The following is an 18,757-nucleotide window of genomic DNA, read 5'->3' on the forward strand; positions in this document are numbered from 1 at the left end:
GGGGATTCGCTGTGGGCCGAGCGGCCTCGGCCCCGGGCGGTGGTGATCAGTCCGTCGCGCCGCCGGTGAGGTGTCCGAATGCCTCGGCGATGCGGGGCCGGTCCGCGCCGTCCGCGAGGAGTGCGTGGAGCAGGAGCCGTGCCTTCGGGGCGTCCAGGGCGCCCGCGGAGAGGAGGCCCCGGCCGAGGACGTCGGTCTCGGAACCGGGGCCGCGGTACGTGGCGGTCAGCATGGCACCCGAGCCGGTGCGCGAGGCGAGCACGACCGGCATCCGTGCTGCCGCCCGCTCCAGTGGTTCGACCAGCCACTTCGGGACGTGCCCGGCGCCGAACGCCGCGACCACGAGCCCGTCGAACCGGCCGTCCACGCCCTCCAGCAGTTCGCCCCGGTCCCCGAACGACAGGGTCAGGAGGCCGACCCGCACCGGCCGTGCGAGCCGCAGGGGCCGCTCCACCACGGGCCGCGCGGGCCGCAGCAGCATCCGCGGCCGGCCTTCCACGATCAGGCCGAGCGGCCCGAGGCCGGGTGAGGCGAAGGTGGCGACCGAGGTGGTGTGGGTCTTGCGCACATGGCGGGCGGCGTGGATCTCGTCGGCGATCACGGCGACGACGCCGACGTCCCGGCAGCCCGGGTGGGCGGCGACCGCGATCGCGGCGGCGAGGTTCGCGGGCCCGTCCGCGCCCGGGAGGTCGGGGCGGCGCATCGCGCCGGTCACCGCGACCGGCATCCGGGGCGTGCAGATCAGGTCGAGCAGGAACGCGGTCTCCTCCAGGGTGTCGGTGCCCTGCACCACGACCACGCCGGAGCCTGCGGCGGTCGCTTCGTCGATCTCGGCGCCGAGCGCGGCGAGGTCGTCGAAGGACAGCGAGGAGCTGGGGACGCGGCGGAAGTCGCGCAGTTCGACGTCGACGGCGGCCGGGACTCCTGCCGCGGCGAGGACTTCGGCCCCCGTCATCCGGGAGGCGTCGCCGCCGCGGGCGGAGATGGTGCCGCCGAGGGTGAAGACGGTCACCTGGTTCATGAGCGGGCCGTCCCGGCGCCGTCCGCGCCGCCCGCGCCCTCCGCGCCCTCCGCGCTGTCCGCGCGCCGCGCGTCACCCGCGGTTGCCGCGCCGCCCGTACCGCCGGAGGTCTCCGCGCCGCCCGGGGTCTCCGCGCCGCCCGCGATGGTCTCGTGGTGGCGGATGACCTCGGCGATGATGAAGTTGAGCAGTTTCTCTGCGAACGCGGGGTCCAGTTTGGCGCTTGCCGCGAGCTCGCGGAGGCGGGCGATCTGGCGGGCTTCGCGGGCGTGGTCGGCGGGCGGGAGGCGGTGCTGCGCCTTGAGGTGGCCGACCTGCTGGGTGCATTTGAAGCGTTCCGCAAGCATGTGGACCACGGCCGCGTCGATGTTGTCGATGCTCTCGCGCAGCCGGGTGAGCTCGGCCATGACGGCGTCGTCGACGCCGTTCGTCTCGCTGGTGGTCATGGGCAGGGAGCTTACGTCGGGCGGGCCGAGATCATCGGTGGACGATCAGGATCCGGAATGCGGTTGCTCCAGCCCCCGGGCACGGTGCGGCCCTGCTGTTCGCGGAAGCGGATCGGGGCGGTGCCGACACGGCGGGTGAAGAGGCGGGAGAAGTAGGCCGGGTCGTCGTAGCCGACGCGGCGGGCGACGGCGGCGACGGGCAGATCGGTGGCGGCGAGGAGTTCCTTGGCCCGGCCCAGGCGGATGCCGAGGAGGTAGTCCTTGGGGCTGCAGCCGGCGCCGCGGCGGACGGCGGTGCGCAGTTCGGCGGGTGTCATTCCGTGGCGGGCGGCGTGTTCGGCGACGGTCAGCGGCTGGAAGGCGTCGCGTGCGAGGGCGTGGAGGACGGGGTCGCCGTCGGGGCTCATGTCGGCGCGGGCGCGGCGCAGGGCGACGAGGAGTTCATGGACGGCGGCGGCGGTCTCGACCTCGAGGAGGGGGTTGCCGCGGCGGGCGGCGCGGGCGATGCGCCCGACGGCCGAGCGGGCGGGCGACGCGTCGGAGAGGGGGACGACCGGGCGGTCGGGCTCGATGTAGCCGAGTTCGGTGTACGTGGCCGTCGCCGGGCCCGCGAAGTCGACGAAGCTCTCGTCCCAGCCGGTCGCCGGGTCGGGGGCGTAGTGGTGCGGGACGCCGGGGGTGAGCCAGAGCACGGCCGGGGCGGTCACGGCGACGCGCCGCCCGTCGGTGCCGCGGAACCAGCCGCCGCCCGCGCTGATGAGGACGGCCACGTGGTGGTCGAGGGTGCGGGGGCCGACGGTGGGCAGAGCGCCGTGCTGGAGGCCGACGCCGAGGCAGACGAGGCCCAGACGGTGGTGGACGGGGCTGGGCGTGAAGTAGCGCATCCAGGTGTGGTACATCGAGCCTGCCCTCCGGGCTCCGGGCGTTCGTGCGTCCAAACAGCGCCGATCTTTGTCCATGGACCGGCATGCCGCCAGGGGGCGATGGTTGCTCATGGCACGTGATCAAGGAGGGGCGGGGCCGGTGAGCGAGTTCGCGGTGGGTGAGGAGCACTTTCTGCTGGACGGGCGGCCGGTGCGGCTGCTGTCCGGGGCGCTGCACTATTTCCGGGTGCACGAGGCGCAGTGGGGGCACCGGCTGGCGATGCTGAAGGCGATGGGGCTCAACTGCGTGGAGACGTACGTCCCCTGGAATCTGCACGAGCGGGAGTCCGGGCGGTACGACGACGTGGAGGCGCTCGGCCGTTTCCTGGACGCGGTCGAAGCGGCCGGAATGTGGGCGATTGTCCGGCCCGGTGCTTATATCTGCGCCGAGTGGGAGAACGGCGGGCTGCCGCAGTGGCTGACCGGTCCGCTCGGGCGGCGGGTGCGCACGGCCGACGCGGCGTACCTCGCGGAGGTGGAGCGGTGGTTCGGCCGGCTGCTGCCGCAGGTCGCGGCCCGGCAGATCGACCGTGGCGGTCCGGTGATCATGGTGCAGGCGGAGAACGAGTACGGCAGCTTCGGCTCCGACCAGGCGTATCTGCGCCGCATCGTGGAGCTGCTGCGCGACTGCGGCATCACGGTGCCGCTGTTCACGTCCGACGGGCCCGAGGACCACATGCTCACCGGCGGCTCGGTGCCGGGGGTGCTCGCGACGGCGAACTTCGGCTCAGGGGCGCGGGAGGCCTTCGAGGTGCTGCGGCGTCATCAGCCGGCGGGGCCGCTGATGTGCATGGAGTTCTGGTGCGGCTGGTTCGACCACTGGGGCAAGGACCACGTCGTCCGGGATCCGGCGGACGCGGCGGCGGCGCTGCGCGAGATCCTGGAGTGCGGGGCGTCCGTCAACATCTACATGGCGCACGGCGGCTCGAACTTCGCGGGCTGGGCCGGTGCGAACCGCTCCGGTGATCTGCACGGCGGCGAGCTGCTGCCGGACGTGACGTCGTACGACTACGACGCGCCCGTCGACGAGGCGGGGCTGCCCACCGAGAAGTACTGGCGGTTCCGCGAGGTGCTGGCGGCGTACGCGGTCGGGCCGCTGCCTGATGTGCCGGACGCGCCGCCCCGGTTGGGGGCGCCCGCGCAGGGGACGGCGGGCGAGTGGGCACCGCTGTCCGACGTGCTGGAGGTCCTCGGGGACGAGGAGGTCGCCTCGCCCGTACCGCCGACGTTCGAGGAACTCGGTGTCGACCGGGGGATCGTGCGCTACCGGACGGAGGTCCCGGGGCCCCGGCGGCCGTATCCGCTGCGGGTGAGCGGGCTGCGGGACCTGGCGACAGTGACCGTGGACGGGGTCCGGGCGGGGCTGCTCGACGCGGAGGACGCGGTACTGGACGAGCCGGTCGCCGGACCCGCAGCGGTGGAGCTGTGGGTGGAGTCCCTGGGGCGGGTGAACTACGGGCCGCGGCTGGCCGAGCCGAAGGGCATCACCGTCGGTGTGCTGCACGAGCGGCAGTATCTGCACGGGTTCCGTGCGCAGGGGCTGCGGCTGGAGGCGTTCGGGGACGCGGAGGCGGTGGCGAAGGTGCCGTTCCGTGCGGTGGAGGGCGCGGAGCCGGGCCTCTACCGGGTCACCCTGGACATGGCCGCCCCGGGTGATGCGGGTCTCGAACTGCCGGGCTGGACCCGGGGGTTCGTGTGGGTGAACGGCTTCTGCCTCGGCCGCTACTGGGCCGCGGGGCCGCAGAAGTCCCTCTTCGTGCCCGGTCCGGTGCTGCGTGGGGGCGCGAACGAGGTGTGGGTGCTGGAGCTGGATCGGGGCGGGGAGGACGTACGTCTGGGGTGACCTCCCCGCCCCTCGAGGGCCCGGGTCAGAACCTCACGAAGAGCCCGCGCGGCGGGCGCGACGAGCCACGACGATCTACAGCGTGGCCGCCGCGCTCTTGATCGCGGCGGCGAAGGTGGACACCTCGGTGTACACGCCGGGGTAGCCGGCCCGGGCACAGCCGTAGCCCCAGCTCACGATGCCGACCTGGATCCAGGCGCCGGCGTTGTCCCTGCGGAACATCGGGCCGCCGGAGTCACCCTGGCAGGTGTCGACGCCGCCCTCGTTGTAGCCGGCGCAGATCTCCTCGTTCGGCACGAGCTCGGGGTACGACGACTGGCAGGAGGCGTCGGAGACGAACGGGACCGTCGCCTTGCGCAGGTAGCGCTGCTGGCCGCCGCCCTCGCGGGTCGCGCCCCAGCCGGCCACGGTGAAGGTGCCGTTGTTGTACGCGGTCGTCTCGGCGATCTTCAGGGTCGGCAGGTTGACCGGCTGGGCGAGTTTGATCAGCGCCCAGTCCTTGCCGGTGCCGTTGTAGCCGGGGGCCTGGAGGACCTTGGTCGACCTGACCTTGATGGCGCTGGAGCTCTGGAGGTCGACGACTCCGGCGGTGGCGGTGATGCTGGTGTTGTTGCCGGAGCCGCTCACACAGTGGGCGGCGGTGAGCACGATCTGCTGGGTGTAGAGCGCGCCGCCACAGCCCATGGAGAGCCGGACCATGAAGGGGAACTCGCCCTGGGCGGCGCGCGTTCCGCCGACGACGGGCGGCGGGGCCGCGGAGGCGGAACTCGGCTGGAGGCTGATCGCGGCGAGCAGGACGGCCCCTGCGGCCACGCATCTCTTGAGGGCACGTACAAACGTGTTGTTCAAGGGTCTGCCTTCTTTCGTGGGGGGTTGCTGTGACGCGCAGGACGGCACACAGCACATGGCACACGGCATCGCCGCAGTGGCATGAGCCCGTCAACACGCGTGGTCCGGATTATGGGGAGGCCACGAGAGGGGCCACAAGGCGCACTTTTCGGCCAGACAGGGCGCCCGGGACGCAGCGCGGTCCGCCCGCGGTGCGCCGTAGAGTTGAGAGCGGTCGACCGTCGTTCAGGGCGACTTCGTACGGCACCGGCAGGGGGTACGGGCGTGGCGAACGGCAGCGAGGTGATGCACGGGTACCCGCACCTCGACACCGTGCGGGCGGCCATCACCGCGCTGCACAAACGGATGTCGTACGACGGCGTGCGGGCGTACTCGAGCAGCGTGCCGCCGGCCGACGTGGCCTTCTCCGACCAGGACGACCTGCATCTCGGGGCGCAGCGCGTGGCCCGTGCACTGGTGCATCAGCTCCGGCTCCCCGAGGCGCGGATGATCGTGAGCTTCCGGGAGATGACGCACGCGGCGAGCGTGGAACTCACTGCCGGGCCCGAGTACTTCATCGAGCTGAACGAACGCTTCCGCAGGCATCGCCGGGACATCGGGGCGGCGCTCGCGCACGAGATCACGCATGTGCTGCTGCACCGGCTGGGGCTCTCGTTCCCCGGGACGCGCGACAACGAGATCCTCACGGACACGGTGACGACCTATCTCGGGGCGGGGTGGCTGCTGCTCGACGCGTACCGCGAGGACGAGGTTTCCAGCCAGAAACTGGGCTATCTGACCCCGGAGGAATTCGGGTACGTCCTGGCGAAACGTGCGCTGGTCTTCGGCGAGGACCCGTCCGTGTGGTTCACCAGCCCCCAGGGGTACTCGGCGTACACGAAGGGCCGGACGCAGGCGCTGCGCGACGGGCAGCAGCCGCCGCTGACGGCGGCGGGATGGAACGGCCGGCGGCGGTACGCGAAGGACCGGAGGTACGCGCAGGACCACCCCGGACACGGTCCTGTGGCGCGCACCGGGCCGGGATCCGGGGCCGGGGCCGGGGCCGGGGCCGGGTCGGGGGCCGGGGCTGGGTCCGGGTCCGGGTCCGGGTCGGCGTACGCGTTCGAGCGGGCCCCGGGCGGCGCGCTGCGGGTGTCGTTCCCCTGCCCCACCTGTCACCAGCGCATCCGGGTGCCGGTCCGGGGCCGGGTGCGGGCGCGGTGTGCACTGTGCCGGACCATTCTCGAATGCGACACCTGAGGGGGCTTCCGTAGGGTTTGTCGTTATGAGCACAGAAAGCGGCGGCGCCGTGGACCTGGACCTGACCGAAGAGCTCTTCGAGGCCCTGTACGAGGGCGACGACGACGCGGTCGTCCGGGCGCTGCGGGCCGGGGCACCGGCGGAGGCGGCCGACGAGGACGGACAGACCGCGCTGTACCTGGCCGCGTCCCAGGACCGGCCGGGCACCGTGCGCCTGCTCCTCGCGGCGGGCGCTGACCCCGATCGGCCGAGCGGCCCCGAAGCGGATGAGCTCCCCCTGTGCGGGACCGCGGTGTGGGGCCACACCGAGGTGATGAGCGCCCTGCTCGCGGCGGGGGCGCGGCCCGATCTGGAGGAGGAGGCCGGGGTCCGCGCCCTGACCTGGGCGTGCCGCCAGGGCCGTGCCGAGGTGGCGGACCTGCTGCTCGCGTCCGGCGCCGACCCCGACCTGCCCGGGCCCGGCGGGGAGCCCCCGCTGGTGACGGCGGCCCGGCGCGGTTCCCCGTCGTGCGTACGGGCCCTGCTGAGGCATGGCGCCCGGGCCACGGAGGAGGCGCTCGCGGAGGCCCGCCGGTGGCTCGACCTCGACGTGGAGGAGGAGCTTCGGCGGGCGCTGACCGAGTCCGAGCCCGACGGCGGCAAGGGCCACGAGACGGTGGCCCGGCGGGTCGAGGAGGACGGCGGGGTGACCGTGGTCGTGGAGCTGATCGGGGACGACGGCCATGTGTCGGGCGTCGAGCAGCAGACCGGCCACGCGGCGATCGTCACGCTGCTGGAGACGGCGCTCGGCGTGCACACGCCCGCGGAGGAGCTCGCGGCGCGGGCGCTGGGCTGCGGGGACCCGGACCAGGACGACTGGGCCGAGGCGGTGGCCGTGCTGCAGCGGCGCGGGGACGAGGAGACGTTCCGGGCCGCGGCGGCGTGGTGCGGGACCGACGATGCCCTGCGGCAGGCGTTCGCGGCGGACGTGCTGGCGGGGCTGGGCGCGGCGGGCGAGGAGCCGGCGTCGCCGGAGAGCGAAGCCCAGGGGCGTGGGGTGTTCACCGCGCGCGTCGTGCCGCTGCTGCGGGAGCTGGCGCGGGTGGCCGAGGAGCCCGAGCTGATCCGGGCGACCGTGGCGGGGCTCGGGCAGCAGGGTGATCCGGCGGCGCTGCCGGAGATTCTGCGGCACGCCGGACACGACGATCCCGAGATCCGCTTCGGCGTGGCGGTCGCGCTGCACGGACTGGTGCCCGGCGAGCACACCGAGGCGATCCGGGTGCTGGTCGGGCTCACCCGGGACGGCGACGACGGGGTCCGGGACTGGGCGACGACGGCGCTGGCGGACGTGGAGGCGGACGGCCCGGAGATCCGCGAGGCCCTGGCGGCCCGGCTCACGGACCAGGTGCCGGACATCGAGGCGGAGGCGGCGCGGGGACTGGCGATGCGTCAGGATGCGCGGGCGGTGGAGGCGCTGGCGCGGATCCTGGCGGACGAGGACCCGGAGGGGTACGCGTACTCCACCGCCGAGCAGGCGGTGGAGTACGTCGAGGACCCCCAGGCCCGCCGCCGCCTGGAGTCCACGGTCCCCCGAACGCACTAGCCCCGGCCCGGCGGACACGCCGGACCTGGCGGACCTGGCCGGGCCTGGGCCTGTCGGACCCGGCGGACCTGCCGACCTGCCCGGACCAGCGAAACCGGCGGGCCTGGCAGGCCCGGCGGCCAGGCGACTTGGTGCCCCGGCGGGCCCGGGCCCGGTCCGGCGGACACGTCGGGCGCCCGAACGGGCCGGCGGACCCGACCGGACTTCGCCGATCCGGCCGGGCCTCGCCTGCCCCGGCCGCGCATGGTGAGCCGGCCATGTTCGGTGGGGGGCGCCTGTGGCGGGCCTCTTCCCCACCCTGCCCCTTCCCGAACTGGGGGCTCCGCCCCCAGCTCCCTGGGCTCCGCCCCGGACCGCGGTGTCGGGGCTACGTCCCCACGCCCCCTTTCCCAACCGGCGTGGGGCGGGACCCAGCGGGGCCGGCCCTCGGCGCTCCGCCCCGAACCCCTCCTCCTACGCCCTGACGGGCGTGGGACGTTGGGCCCCTCGCGCCTCGCCCGGCAGCACCGGCAGCCGCCACATTCCAAGCCCGTCCGGCGCTTGAGGACGGACACCCGGGCGGCCCACCGTCGGTACGGGGGCACCAACGCCCCCTGCCCCCGAGGCGCCCGGCAATCGCATCGCGGGCGACGTTCCGTGTTCACCGTCGGGACACCGGCAGCCCCCGTAATGACGGAGTTGTATGGACAGCAGTTGTCCATACAGCTTCGGCCCCGCCTCGTAGTCCCCATGGAGTACGCGTGACCATCCCTGCCCGCGCCGCCGCCGTCGTCGGCGCTCTCGGTATCGCTCTCACGCTCAGCGCCTGTGGCGCCGCGCCCACCGGCTCGTCCACCACCGCCGACGGGAAGAACATCGCGACCGCCGCGACCGCGGCCGACGTGGGCGGCATGGACGCCCTGGTCGCCGCCGCGAAGAAGGAGGGCGTGCTCAACGCGATCGCCATTCCCCGTGATTGGGCGAACTACGGCGCGCTCATCGACGGCTTCTCCGCCAAGTACGGCATCAAGGTGAACGTCGAGAACCCGGACGGTTCCAGCCAGGACGAGATCAACGCGGTGAAGACCCGCAAGGGGCAGGACCGCGCCCCCGACGTGCTCGACCTCGGTGCGTCCTTCGCGCAGGCCGCCGCGGCGCAGGGGCTGACCGCCCCGTACAAGGTCGGCGCGTTCGACAGGATTCCCGAGACGCAGCGTGACGCACAGGGCCGCTGGTTCAACGACTACGGCGGCTATGTCTCCATCGGCTGTGACGCGAAGCGCGTCAAGGCCTGCCCGCAGACCTTCGCCGATCTGCTCAAGCCCGAGTACAAGGGCCAGGTCGCCCTCAACGGCAACCCCACCAAGTCCGGTTCCGCCTTCGGCGGCGTGTACGCGGCGGCGCTCGCGAACGGCGGCTCGTTCGACGACATCCAGCCCGGCATCGACTTCTTCGGCAAGCTGAAGAAGAACGGCAACTACAACCCCGTCGAGTCCACCCCGGCCACGGTCGAGAAGGGCGAGACCCCGATCAGCATCGACTGGGACTACCTCAACTCGGGCTACGCCGAGCAGTTCAAGGCCAAGGGCATCGACTGGAAGGTCGCCGTCCCGTCCGACGGCGTCTACGCCCAGTACTACGCCCAGGCGATCAACAAGGACGCCCCGCACCCTGCCGCCGCCCGCCTCTGGCAGGAGTACCTGTACAGCGCCGAGGGCCAGAACCTCTGGCTCAAGGGACATGCCAGGCCCGTGCTGATGCCGGCCATGGAGGCCGACGGCAGCATCGACAAGGCCGCCGCCGCCGCGCTGCCCGCTGTCGAGGGCACCCCGAAGTTCCCGACCGAGCAGCAGACCGCCAAGGCCAAGGAGACCCTCGCGCAGGGCTGGGCCGCGGCCGTCTCCGGGTGATCCGCCGATGACCCTGCTCGACTCCCCCGCCCGCGCCTCGGCCGGTAGCGCGCCGGCCGCCGGCGCGGGCGCGGGCCCCGGGCGCCGTCGCTCCTGGGCCTGGCTGTCCGCGCTGCCGCTGTTCCTCGTCGTCGCCGTCGCCTTCGGGCTGCCCGCCCTGGCCATGGCCGACGGCGCGTTCACCGTCGACGACTCGTACGGCCTGGGCAATCTGAGCCGCTCGGTCGACGGTGCCTACCGCACCGCCCTGCTCGGCAGCGTGAAACTGTCCGCGCTCACGGCGGCCGCGGGCACGCTCTTCGGACTGCTGCTCGCCCAGGCAGTGGTGACGTCGAGAAGCCGTGCGTTGCGCGAAGGCGTGCTCACGGCGTCCGGTGTGCTCGCCAACTTCGGCGGCGTACCACTCGCGTTCGCGTTCGTCGCCACCCTCGGCAACGCGGGCGTCCTCACCACCCGGCTCGGTCTCGGCGAGCACGGCTGGTCGCTCTACAGCTTCTGGGGGACTGGCCCTGACGTACCTGTACTTCCTGGTCCCGCTGATGGTGCTGACCGTCACGCCCGCGCTCGACGGACTGCGCGTCCAGTGGCGGGAGGCGGCCCAGGACTGCGGCGCCTCCACCTGGCAGTACTGGCGGCACGTCGGCGTCCCGGTGCTGCTGCCCACGCTGCTCGGCGGGTTCGTGCTGCTCTTCGGGAGCGCCTTCTCGGCGTACGCGACCGCCGCGGCGATGGCCGGCAGTTCGGTGCCGCTCGTCACCCTCCAGATCGCCGACGCGCTCTCCGGCAACGTCCTGGTCGGCCAGGAGAACGTGGCCCTCGCGCTCAGCCTCGACATGGTGCTGGTCGCCGCGCTGGTGATGGCCGTTCATCTGCCGCTGCAGCGAAGGAGCACCCGATGGCTCGCCTGACCCGCCCGGCCGTGCTGCTGGTCGCCGGGTTGTACTTCCTGGTGCCGCTCGTCGCCTCCGCCGTGTTCACACTGGACGTCCCCGGGCAGGGTCTCACTCTGTCCTCTTACACCCGGATCGTCGTCGCGCCCGGCTTCACCGGCAGTCTGCTGCTCTCCCTCGGCCTGGCCGCGGCAACCGTGGCGCTCGTGCTGCTGATCACGGTGCCCGCGGCGGTCGCGGCCCGGCTCGCGGCTCCGTGGCTGCGCCCGGTGCTCGACGTCGTGTGCACGCTGCCGCTGGTGGTTCCGCCCGTGGCGCTGACCGCCGGGCTCGGGACCGTGCTGCGCTGGGGCCCGGAGAAACTGTCCACGACGCCGCTGTACCGGACGTTCGTGGCCGTGCAGAACCCGGACTTCCCGTTCGTCCTCGTCCTCGCGTACGCCGTGATGGCGCTGCCGTTCGTGTACCGGGCGCTGGACGCGGGGCTGCGCTCCGTCGACGTACGCACCCTGGTGGAGGCCGCGCGCGACTGCGGGGCGTCGTGGCCGCGGGCGCTCGTCTCGGCGGTGCTGCCCAATCTGCGGGGCGCGCTGATGAACGCCTCGTTCCTCACGCTCGCCCTGGTGCTGGGCGAGTTCACCGTGGCCTCGCTGCTCGGCTTCCAGCCGTTCGCGGTCTGGATCGTGCAGGCCTCGGGCGCGGACGCCCGGCTGTCGGTGGCCGTGTCCCTTCTGAGCCTGCTGCTCACCTGGGTCCTGCTGCTGGCGCTGACCACGCTCGGCAGTCGCCGGGGCCCGTCCCGTACCTCTCAAGGAAAGACCTCCCGATGACCCTCCTCGATGCGCCCGCCCGCACCGGCGCCGCGCTGCAACTGCGCGGGCTGCGCCGTACGTTCGGTCCCACCGTCGCGCTCGACGGCCTCGACCTGGACGTCGCCCCGGGCGAGCTGCTCGCCCTGCTCGGTCCCTCCGGCTGCGGCAAGACCACCGCGCTGCGGGTGCTGGCCGGCTTCGAGCACCCCGACGAGGGGCAGGCGCTGCTGGACGGCGACGACCTCGTGCCGGTGCCCGCCAACCGGCGTGACACCGCGATGGTGTTCCAGTCGTACAGCCTCTTCCCGCACCTCACCGCCGCCGACAACGTCGCCTTCGGCCTGCGCATGCGCAGGGTCGGGGGCGCCGAGCGGCGGGCGCGCGCCGCCGAGCTGCTGGAGCTCGTCGGACTCCCCGGCCACGGCGGCCGCTTCCCGCACCAGTTGTCCGGCGGCCAGCAGCAGCGGGTCGCGCTGGCCCGGGCGCTGGCGCTGCGGCCCCGGCTGCTGCTGCTCGACGAGCCGCTGTCGGCGCTCGACGCACAGGTGCGGGTGACCCTGCGGGAGGAGATCCGCCGGCTCCAGCTGGAGCTGGGCATCACCACCGTGTTCGTCACGCACGACCAGGAGGAGGCCCTGTCGATGGCCGACCGGGTCGCGGTGATGAACAGGGGCAGGCTCGAACAGTGCGCCGCGCCCACCGAGTTGTACGCCCGCCCCGCGACGGACTTCGTCGCCGGGTTCATCGGCACCATGAACCGGGTGCCGGGGCATGCCGTCGACGGCGGGCTCGTGGAGGTGCTGGGGGTACGGCTGCCCGTCGAGGGCGACGCGCCCGCGCCCGGCGGCCCGGTGCACGCGCTGATCCGGCCCGAGGCCCTGGACGTCGTCGTGGACGCGTCCGGCACGGCCAGGGTCACGGGCACCGCCTTCCACGGCCCCACCACACGCGTCCAGGTCGCGCTCCCCGACGGCACGTCCGTCAAGGCGGACGTGGCGACGCACACGGCCGCCGGCCTCACGCCGGGCGCGGCCGTGTCCGTACGCCCGCAGGAGCGGCCGGTCCTGGTCACCCGTGGCGGCGCCGAGTGACCGCACTGCGTGGAGTGCTGTTCGACATGGACGGCACCCTGGTCGACACCGAACGGGTCTGGCTGGACGTCGTGGAGGCGGCGGCCGTACAGCGGGGGCGTGTGCTGGACCCCGGGCGGCGCACGGCTGTGACCGGCCGCTCGGTCGGGGACACCGCGGCGATGCTGCACGGCTGGCTGGAGGCACCGGAGGGGGAACTCGCCGCGGAGCTCGGCGCGGACTTCGCGTCGCGCATCGCGGCGGCCGCCGTGCCTCGCCCGGGCGCGCTGCGGCTGCTCGCCGCACTGCGCGCCCGGAAGGTGCCGACGGCGCTGGTCTCGGCGTCGCCGCGGGCGGTCGTCGAACAGGTCGCGGGGACGCTGGACGGGCACCGTTTCGACGCGCTGTTCGGCGCCGAGGACACCGTTCGGACGAAGCCGGAGCCCGATCCGTACCTGGCGGCGGCCGCGGCGCTCGGGGCCGATCCGGCACAGTGCGTCGCGGTCGAGGACAGCCCGGCCGGGGTGGCGTCCGCGGTCGCCGCGGGGTGCCGGGTGCTGGCGGTGCCGTCGACCGAACCCCTCGCCGAGGCCGACGGGGTTACGCTGGCGGGTTCTCTGGACGAGGTGGATCCCGAGCTGTTGAGCTCGCTGGTCCGATGACACGGGAGCATGACAGGGTGTGCGCGTGAGCGAAGGACCGGGCAGGACGCCGCTGTATCTGAAGGTCGCCGCCGATCTGCGGACCGCCATCACGGCAGGCGAGTACGGCTCCGGGGCCAAGCTGCCCGCCGAGGACGAACTCGCCCGCCGTTACGGCGTGTCCCGAGGCACGGTCCGCCAGGCGCTCGCGGCGCTGCGCGCCGACGGGCTGATCACGTCGCGGCGCGGGACGCGGCGGGTGGTGCTGGGCGGGCCGCGGCTGCACAGCTTCGGTGAGCTGCGGTCGTTCACCCGCTGGGCGCGGTCGCTGGGCGAGGAGCCGGGGGGCCGTGTGGTGGCCCTCGACCGGGTGGTCGCGAGCGAGGAGGAGGCGGAACAGCTGCGGCTGCCGGAGGGCTCGGTCGTGTACCGGGTGCGGCGGCTTCGCACGCTCTCGGACGCGCCGGTGATGGTGGAGCGGACGACCTATCCGGAGCGGATCGGGGAGCTGGTGGCGGCGATGCCCCTGGACACCGTCTCACACTCGGCCGCACTCGAACTGCACGGCGTGCTGTTCGCGGACGCCCGGCACATGATCGACCTCGTGCCGGCGAACGAGGACGACGCACAGCTGCTGGGGTGCCGGGTCGGGGAGTCACTGCTGCGGGAGCGGCGCCACTCGACGGATCCGACGGGGGCACCGGTCGAATGGTCCCAGGACCGCTATCTGCCGGGGACGGTGGCGTTCACGATGCAGAGCTCGACGGCGACGACGGCGCTGGGGCGCAGGCTGGGCCGCTGACCCCCTCCGCGGCACGGGTCCGTCAGGGGCGGGCCCGCCCCGCCGCCGGTTCGGGGACCACACGTTGGGGTGCCCGGGGCGGAGCCGGGGCTCCCTGCCTCGCCCGAAGACGCGACGACCTCCTCGTCGCGGCCCGGCAACTCCCAGAAGGGACTCCGTGCCGCTTTTCACTGAGAGCGAGCTCTGCGAACCGATCCGGGGATCGGCGATCTTCGTCCGGTCCTTATTGATCTCGCTCGGGCAAAGGACCGTCTGTGAGAACCGCATGGGGGGCGGGGCCCTGACTGACCACGCGCCAAGATCGAAGGCTCAGGAATCCCCTCGGAGCCGGTTGCGCTGGAGCTGGCGAGCGAGGGTGCGCCGCATGGAGGCCGATGCGGTGGTGGTGACCTTCGAAGGGACATCGAGACCACGGCTGATCTTGTCGTACGCGTCCTGGTAGCTGTGAGGCATCTCTGCCCGGTGCAGTCTCAGGTCCTCTTCGACGAGGCGTCGCAGCTCATCGACGTTCTGGGGCGTGAAGCGCTTCTTCCCCCGGGCGATGGCGTTGACGTAGCGGGTGCAGCGGGCGGTGTCGTCGAAGGTCTCGGAGATTTCCTCGGCGAGGCCCCACAGACGTCCTTCGAGCCATGGGATGTCGTGCTGGTCGAGGGACAGTCCCATCGGGGCCGGTGACTCGCCGGTCTTGTACTTCGCCACCTGCTTGGACACGGCGGGCTGACTCATGCCGGTGAGCTGGGCGATTCTGTCCTGGGTCCAGCCGAAGCCGGCGAACAGCTTGATCATTTCGGCGCGAAGCTTCCGCATCTCCTCGCCTGCGCGGATGACGTCGTTGATGTCGGCGAGCATCCGCTCGGCCTGCTCCTCCGTCAGTGTCTCGGGGTTCTGATGCGTGTCCTCTTCGCCTGCCATAGCTCGGTTGTATACCCGAACCCTGCCCTCATAACCAGGTTGTATAACCTGGTTATCTCTGACAGGGTCCAGGTCATGCCCACCTTCTCCGCACCTGACGGCACCCAGCTCGCCTACCGCATACACGGGGCCGGCGACCCGCTCGTCTGCATCCCGGGAGGCCCCACGGACGCCCTCTACCTCGGTGACCTCGGCGGCCTGTCCGCACACCGCCGGCTGGTCCTTCTGGACCTCCGCGGCACCGGCCGATCCGCGATACCGGAAGACACGGCCTCTTACCGCTGCGATTACCTGGTCGACGATGTCGAGGCCCTGCGCGACCACCTCGGACTCGCCCGGATGGACCTGCTCAGCCACTCCGGCGGCACGAACATTGCGGTGCAGTACGCGGCCCGGTACCCGAAGAACATCGGCAAGCTGGCCCTGATCACCCCCGGCTCCGCAGCCGTCGGCATCACGGTCGACGGAGCGACGCGGCGCGAGCTTGCGCAGCTCAGGAAGGGCGAACCGTGGTTCCCGGCGGCGTTCGCCGCCTTGGAGGCGATTACCGAGGGCACGGGCAGCGACTGGGAGGCCATCGCACCCTTCTTCTGGGGCCGGTGGGATGCCGCGGCGCAGAATCACCCCGCGGCCGGCCCGCCGAGCAACAAGGAAGCCGTCGCTCACTTCGCGGCCGAGGGCGCCTTCGACCCGGAGTCCACTCGTGCGGCGCTCGCCGCCCATGAGGGCCCCGTACTGCTGCTCGCCGGGGAGTTCGACGTGAACAGTCCCCCTGCGTCGGTGGCCGAGCTTGCCGGCCTGTTCCCTGATGCCTCACTCGTCGTGCAGTCGGGGGCAGGCCACTACCCCTGGCTCGACGACGCCGACCGGTTCGTGGCGACCACAACGGCATTCCTGCGGTAAGGGCCTGCTCATCTGCTGCCCACCGGCCTGGAGCCTGGAATGAGCCAGGCCGCAGTCCTCGCGTTCCTCGTCACCGATGCTCAGGACGGGACCATCCCTCGGCCTGGACAGCCACGGGGGTGGTCCGGTCGCGAAGTCCCTGCTCGGGACCTCGGTGCCGACGGTGCCGGGGTCGGCATGTGGGTGGCGCGCTGGACCGCGCGGGTCGGCCGGAGGGACGTGGCCGGTGTCCTGCCCGGGTCAGCCCGTCGGCGCCGCCTCCGGTCGCAGCAGACCCTTCAGCAGCGGCCGGAAGTGCGTGAAGCCCGGCGTCTCCCTCTCGGGGTCCTTCGCCTGCTCGTCCCAGCGCCGGACGGCGACGGCGTCGCGCGCCCCCGGGTGCGCCTCGAAGGCACGTACCTGCTCCTCGGTCATGGGACCGCCCTGGACCTGGAGGGTGTGCACGGAGGCCTCGGAGAGGAGAGCGAAGTAGCCGGGCTCGACGGCGCAGAGATAGCGCTTCGCGGCGACGTGCAGCCGTACGGGCTCGGTCACTTCGGGCCCGAACCACTGGTCGAGCCAGTCGGCGCCGGTGTGGCTGTGCCGGTTGTCGGTGCCGTGCTCCATCAGGTCGCGGCCGGTGACGGTGCCCTGGAAGTGGCCGACGTCGTGCAGCAGCGCGGCGGCGATCAGGTGCGGCGCGGCTCCGGCGGCCTCGGCGAGGGCCCCGGCCTGGAGCATGTGCTCGGCCTGGGTGACGGCCTCGCCGAAGTACTCGGCGCTGCCTTCGCCCTCGAAGAGCCCGGCGAGGGTGTCGAGGGGGTTCGCGGCGGTGTTCATGCGGGGATTTCCTTCCTGCGGAGTACGGCCAGGGTGGACGCGAGGCCGTCGAGGTCGGCGTAGGCGCCCTGGAGGTGGCGGTCGCCGGACTCGGCGAAGGCCGTACGGGCGTGCAGCAGGCGGGTGTTGTCGAAGATCAGGCAGTCGCCGGGGGTGAGCCGGAACTCCAGCTGGAGCTCGCTGCGCAGCAGCAGCTCACCGAAGCGCCGGTAGGCGGCGTAGAAGGCGTCGAGCACGTCGGCCGGCTGGTGCAGGGTACCGATGGACCGGTTGTTGAAACGGATCTCGCGGATCCGGCCGGCCGGATCGGTGCCGATCAGCGGCCGGTGGGCGCAAAGTTCGGTGCGGTCGTCGGCGAAGGCGAACGGGACGGGGACGCGCGTGAGGACGTCGTACGCCTCCGGGTCCTCGGCCCGCAGCAGGGCCGCGGCGTGGAAGCCGTCGACGAGTCCGGAGTCGCCGCCCCGGGCCGCATTGGTGAGGCAGTGCAGCAGCTGGACGGTCGGCACCGGGTCGCGGTACGGGTTGTCCGTGTGCGGGGTGATGCGGGCGCCGGTGAAGGCGAGGTTGTTGGGGTCGGCCTCGACGCGTACCTCGAAGAGCTCGCCGTAGTTCGTCTCGCGTACGTACCCGAAGGTCCGCGCCACGTCGAGGACCTGACGGTCGCGGACGGGGACGCCGCGCAGCAGGACGAAGCCCACGCGCAGCACGCTCCGGAGGGCGGCGGCCCTGACCGCCGGGTCGGCGGTGTAGGCGGCCCAGTCGGCCTCGGGGAACCGTCCCTCGAGGTCGGCGGCCCTCCACAGTTCCTTGTCGTCCTCGGCGCGGCCGTCACCCGGGCCGATGCCGGTGCCGGTGCCGGTGCCGGTGCCGGTGCCGGGGCCGGTGCCGGTGCCGGTGCCGGGGCCGGTGCCGGTGCCGGTGCCGGTGCCGGTGCCGGGGCCGGTGCCGGTGCCGGGGCCGGGGCCGGGGCCGGGGAGATGGGCGCCGAGCCAGGTCTCGGCGTAGACGGAACGGTGCCCGTCGGGGGCCCAGACGACCTCGCGGGCGGGGGCTCCGTCGGCGGTCGTGGCGTCGTGGACGCCGACGACGGCCAGACCGGCGGGCAGCTCGGTGATCTGGAACAGCTTCTGGCCGTTGCGGGGGTCCCTGCAGTGCGGGCAGGGGCAGTTGTCGCGCAGCCAGAGCGGCGGTGCGGACACGAGGGAGGACATCAGTCGGGCTCCGAGTTGTACAGACAACTACCGATCGACGGGAGCCTGACAAGGGCGGGTGACCTCGCCGTTACGGCGGAGTGGACGACAGGAAGCGCGCAGGGTCCGCGCCCGCCGGAGAGGACCCGCGCTGCCGCCCGGGGAAGAGCCGTGCCGCCGGCCGCGAGGGGGAAGGGCCGGCGGCACGGGTGGGGGGTGGGGTGCGGCGAGCGGCGGTCAGCAGCCGTAGTCGATGAGGTCGAACGACTGGTAGTGGTCGGCGGTGTAGTAGTCCTCCTGCCACGACTGTCCGGTGACGATGCGACGGGCGCCACGTGTGGAGGAGCCGGGCGTCTTGACGGTGTACTCGTGGTAGTAGCCGGTCGAGTGGGAGGGCAGGACGCCTTCCCGGTTCTGGAAGACGGTCCCGTCCTGGGGATACGGGAACGGGCCCCCGCTCTCGATGAGTTCGAGGGTGTCGTACGCCTGGGACGGCAGGTCGGAGTAGCAGATGTCTCCGACCGCGGTGGCGGCGGCGGTCGCCGGAGCCGCTACGGGTCCGCCGACGAGAAGGGCGGAGGCGAGGGCGGCCGCGCCGCCGAGCATGGTGATCCGTGGGGGGATTCGCATGGCACCATGATGACGCGCGTAGATATTGACGTGTCAATGTCAAGACCGAGGTGTTTTCGTGTAATTCACCTCCACAACCGGGCCGTCACGCCCCGGATGCGCGAACGCCCTGGGGCGGTAACCGAGTCGGCGTGACGCGTACGCGTACGCGGTCAGGGAGCCACGGCCGCGGGCCGTGGGTCCCTGACCGCCCGAAACGACGCGGCCCGCCGGAGCTCGCGCTCCGGCCCGGCCCCCCCCCCCTCCCTTCCCGGTCTTCGAACGTCTGCATCCCCCCCCTCGAGACTCGTTCC

General features: G+C 73.0%; 16 protein-coding genes and 2 pseudogenes. 10 read left to right on the plus strand and 8 right to left on the minus strand.

What is annotated here, in order from left to right:
* Positions 1-46 precede the first annotated feature (46 nt).
* The 3 genes and pseudogenes from ACFV9O_RS03080 to ACFV9O_RS03090 all read right to left on the minus strand — a co-directional run bounded on the left by ACFV9O_RS03080 (position 47) and on the right by ACFV9O_RS03090 (position 2,366).
* A complete protein-coding gene (locus ACFV9O_RS03080) occupies positions 47-1,021 on the minus strand; it encodes an asparaginase (protein ID WP_385411474.1) in 975 nt (324 codons plus the stop codon).
* A 131-nt stretch (positions 1,022-1,152) separates the two neighbouring features.
* Positions 1,153-1,467, minus strand: a pseudogene (locus ACFV9O_RS03085) (chorismate mutase); the annotation flags it as partial.
* Between the two features lie 11 nt (positions 1,468-1,478).
* Positions 1,479-2,366 carry a helix-turn-helix domain-containing protein gene (locus ACFV9O_RS03090; protein ID WP_385411476.1) on the minus strand — a complete coding sequence of 296 codons (888 nt, stop codon included), beginning with the start codon at positions 2,364-2,366 and terminating at the stop codon, positions 1,479-1,481.
* 124 nt (positions 2,367-2,490) lie between these two features.
* Between ACFV9O_RS03090 and ACFV9O_RS03095 the strand changes: the two genes are divergently transcribed.
* Positions 2,491-4,233, plus strand: coding sequence for a beta-galactosidase family protein (locus tag ACFV9O_RS03095; RefSeq protein WP_385411479.1), 1,743 nt, complete (start codon positions 2,491-2,493; stop codon positions 4,231-4,233).
* A 75-nt stretch (positions 4,234-4,308) separates the two neighbouring features.
* Here the strand turns inward: ACFV9O_RS03095 and ACFV9O_RS03100 are convergent, their stop codons facing one another.
* Positions 4,309-5,082 carry a S1 family peptidase gene (locus tag ACFV9O_RS03100; protein ID WP_385411482.1) on the minus strand — a complete coding sequence of 258 codons (774 nt, stop codon included), beginning with the start codon at positions 5,080-5,082 and terminating at the stop codon, positions 4,309-4,311.
* A gap of 264 nt (positions 5,083-5,346) precedes the next feature.
* Here ACFV9O_RS03100 and ACFV9O_RS03105 point away from each other — a divergent pair, with 264 nt between their 5' ends.
* The 8 genes and pseudogenes from ACFV9O_RS03105 (at position 5,347) to ACFV9O_RS03140 (ending at position 14,007) form a co-directional block, all read left to right on the plus strand.
* A complete protein-coding gene (locus ACFV9O_RS03105) occupies positions 5,347-6,321 on the plus strand; it encodes a hypothetical protein (protein WP_385411485.1) in 975 nt (324 codons plus the stop codon).
* A gap of 25 nt (positions 6,322-6,346) precedes the next feature.
* Positions 6,347-7,903: an ankyrin repeat domain-containing protein gene (locus ACFV9O_RS03110; RefSeq protein WP_385411488.1), complete on the plus strand. Its 1,557-nt coding sequence runs from the start codon at positions 6,347-6,349 to the stop codon at positions 7,901-7,903.
* Between the two features lie 740 nt (positions 7,904-8,643).
* The gene (locus ACFV9O_RS03115) at positions 8,644-9,792 is read left to right on the plus strand and encodes an ABC transporter substrate-binding protein (protein WP_385411490.1); all 1,149 of its coding nucleotides are present in this window, start codon (positions 8,644-8,646) and stop codon (positions 9,790-9,792) included.
* A gap of 7 nt (positions 9,793-9,799) precedes the next feature.
* Positions 9,800-10,700: pseudogene (locus tag ACFV9O_RS03120) on the plus strand (ABC transporter permease).
* Positions 10,688-11,512: an ABC transporter permease gene (locus ACFV9O_RS03125; RefSeq protein WP_385411493.1), complete on the plus strand. Its 825-nt coding sequence runs from the start codon at positions 10,688-10,690 to the stop codon at positions 11,510-11,512. The pseudogene ACFV9O_RS03120 and the gene ACFV9O_RS03125 overlap by 13 nt, the downstream one beginning before the upstream one ends.
* A complete protein-coding gene (locus tag ACFV9O_RS03130) occupies positions 11,509-12,585 on the plus strand; it encodes an ABC transporter ATP-binding protein (RefSeq protein WP_385411495.1) in 1,077 nt (358 codons plus the stop codon). The genes ACFV9O_RS03125 and ACFV9O_RS03130 overlap by 4 nt, the downstream gene beginning before the upstream one ends.
* Complete coding sequence (locus ACFV9O_RS03135) at positions 12,582-13,226, plus strand: HAD family hydrolase (RefSeq protein WP_385411496.1); 645 nt, start codon at positions 12,582-12,584, stop codon at positions 13,224-13,226. The genes ACFV9O_RS03130 and ACFV9O_RS03135 overlap by 4 nt, the downstream gene beginning before the upstream one ends.
* Before the next feature lie 25 nt (positions 13,227-13,251).
* Positions 13,252-14,007, plus strand: a complete 756-nt coding sequence (locus ACFV9O_RS03140; RefSeq protein WP_385411498.1) for a GntR family transcriptional regulator — start codon at positions 13,252-13,254, stop codon at positions 14,005-14,007.
* A 309-nt stretch (positions 14,008-14,316) separates the two neighbouring features.
* Here ACFV9O_RS03140 and ACFV9O_RS03145 read toward each other — a convergent pair whose 3' ends face one another.
* On the minus strand, positions 14,317-14,919 hold the full coding sequence (locus tag ACFV9O_RS03145; RefSeq protein WP_385411500.1) for a helix-turn-helix domain-containing protein: 603 nt from the start codon (positions 14,917-14,919) through the stop codon (positions 14,317-14,319).
* A 75-nt stretch (positions 14,920-14,994) separates the two neighbouring features.
* Here ACFV9O_RS03145 and ACFV9O_RS03150 point away from each other — a divergent pair, with 75 nt between their 5' ends.
* Positions 14,995-15,822, plus strand: a complete 828-nt coding sequence (locus tag ACFV9O_RS03150) for an alpha/beta fold hydrolase (RefSeq protein ID WP_385411502.1) — start codon at positions 14,995-14,997, stop codon at positions 15,820-15,822.
* A gap of 240 nt (positions 15,823-16,062) precedes the next feature.
* Here ACFV9O_RS03150 and ACFV9O_RS03155 read toward each other — a convergent pair whose 3' ends face one another.
* The 3 genes from ACFV9O_RS03155 to ACFV9O_RS03165 all read right to left on the minus strand — a co-directional run bounded on the left by ACFV9O_RS03155 (position 16,063) and on the right by ACFV9O_RS03165 (position 18,464).
* Entirely contained in the window at positions 16,063-16,641 is a 579-nt protein-coding gene (locus ACFV9O_RS03155) for a phosphonate degradation HD-domain oxygenase (protein ID WP_385411504.1), read from the minus strand.
* Complete coding sequence (locus ACFV9O_RS03160; RefSeq protein WP_385411506.1) at positions 16,638-17,855, minus strand: TauD/TfdA family dioxygenase; 1,218 nt, start codon at positions 17,853-17,855, stop codon at positions 16,638-16,640. The genes ACFV9O_RS03155 and ACFV9O_RS03160 overlap by 4 nt, the downstream gene beginning before the upstream one ends.
* 216 nt (positions 17,856-18,071) lie before the next feature.
* A complete protein-coding gene (locus tag ACFV9O_RS03165; protein WP_385411509.1) occupies positions 18,072-18,464 on the minus strand; it encodes a ribonuclease domain-containing protein in 393 nt (130 codons plus the stop codon).
* Positions 18,465-18,757 lie beyond the last annotated feature (293 nt).

Source organism: Streptomyces sp. NPDC059909 (assembly GCF_042730885.1).
Lineage (GTDB): Bacteria > Actinomycetota > Actinomycetes > Streptomycetales > Streptomycetaceae > Streptomyces.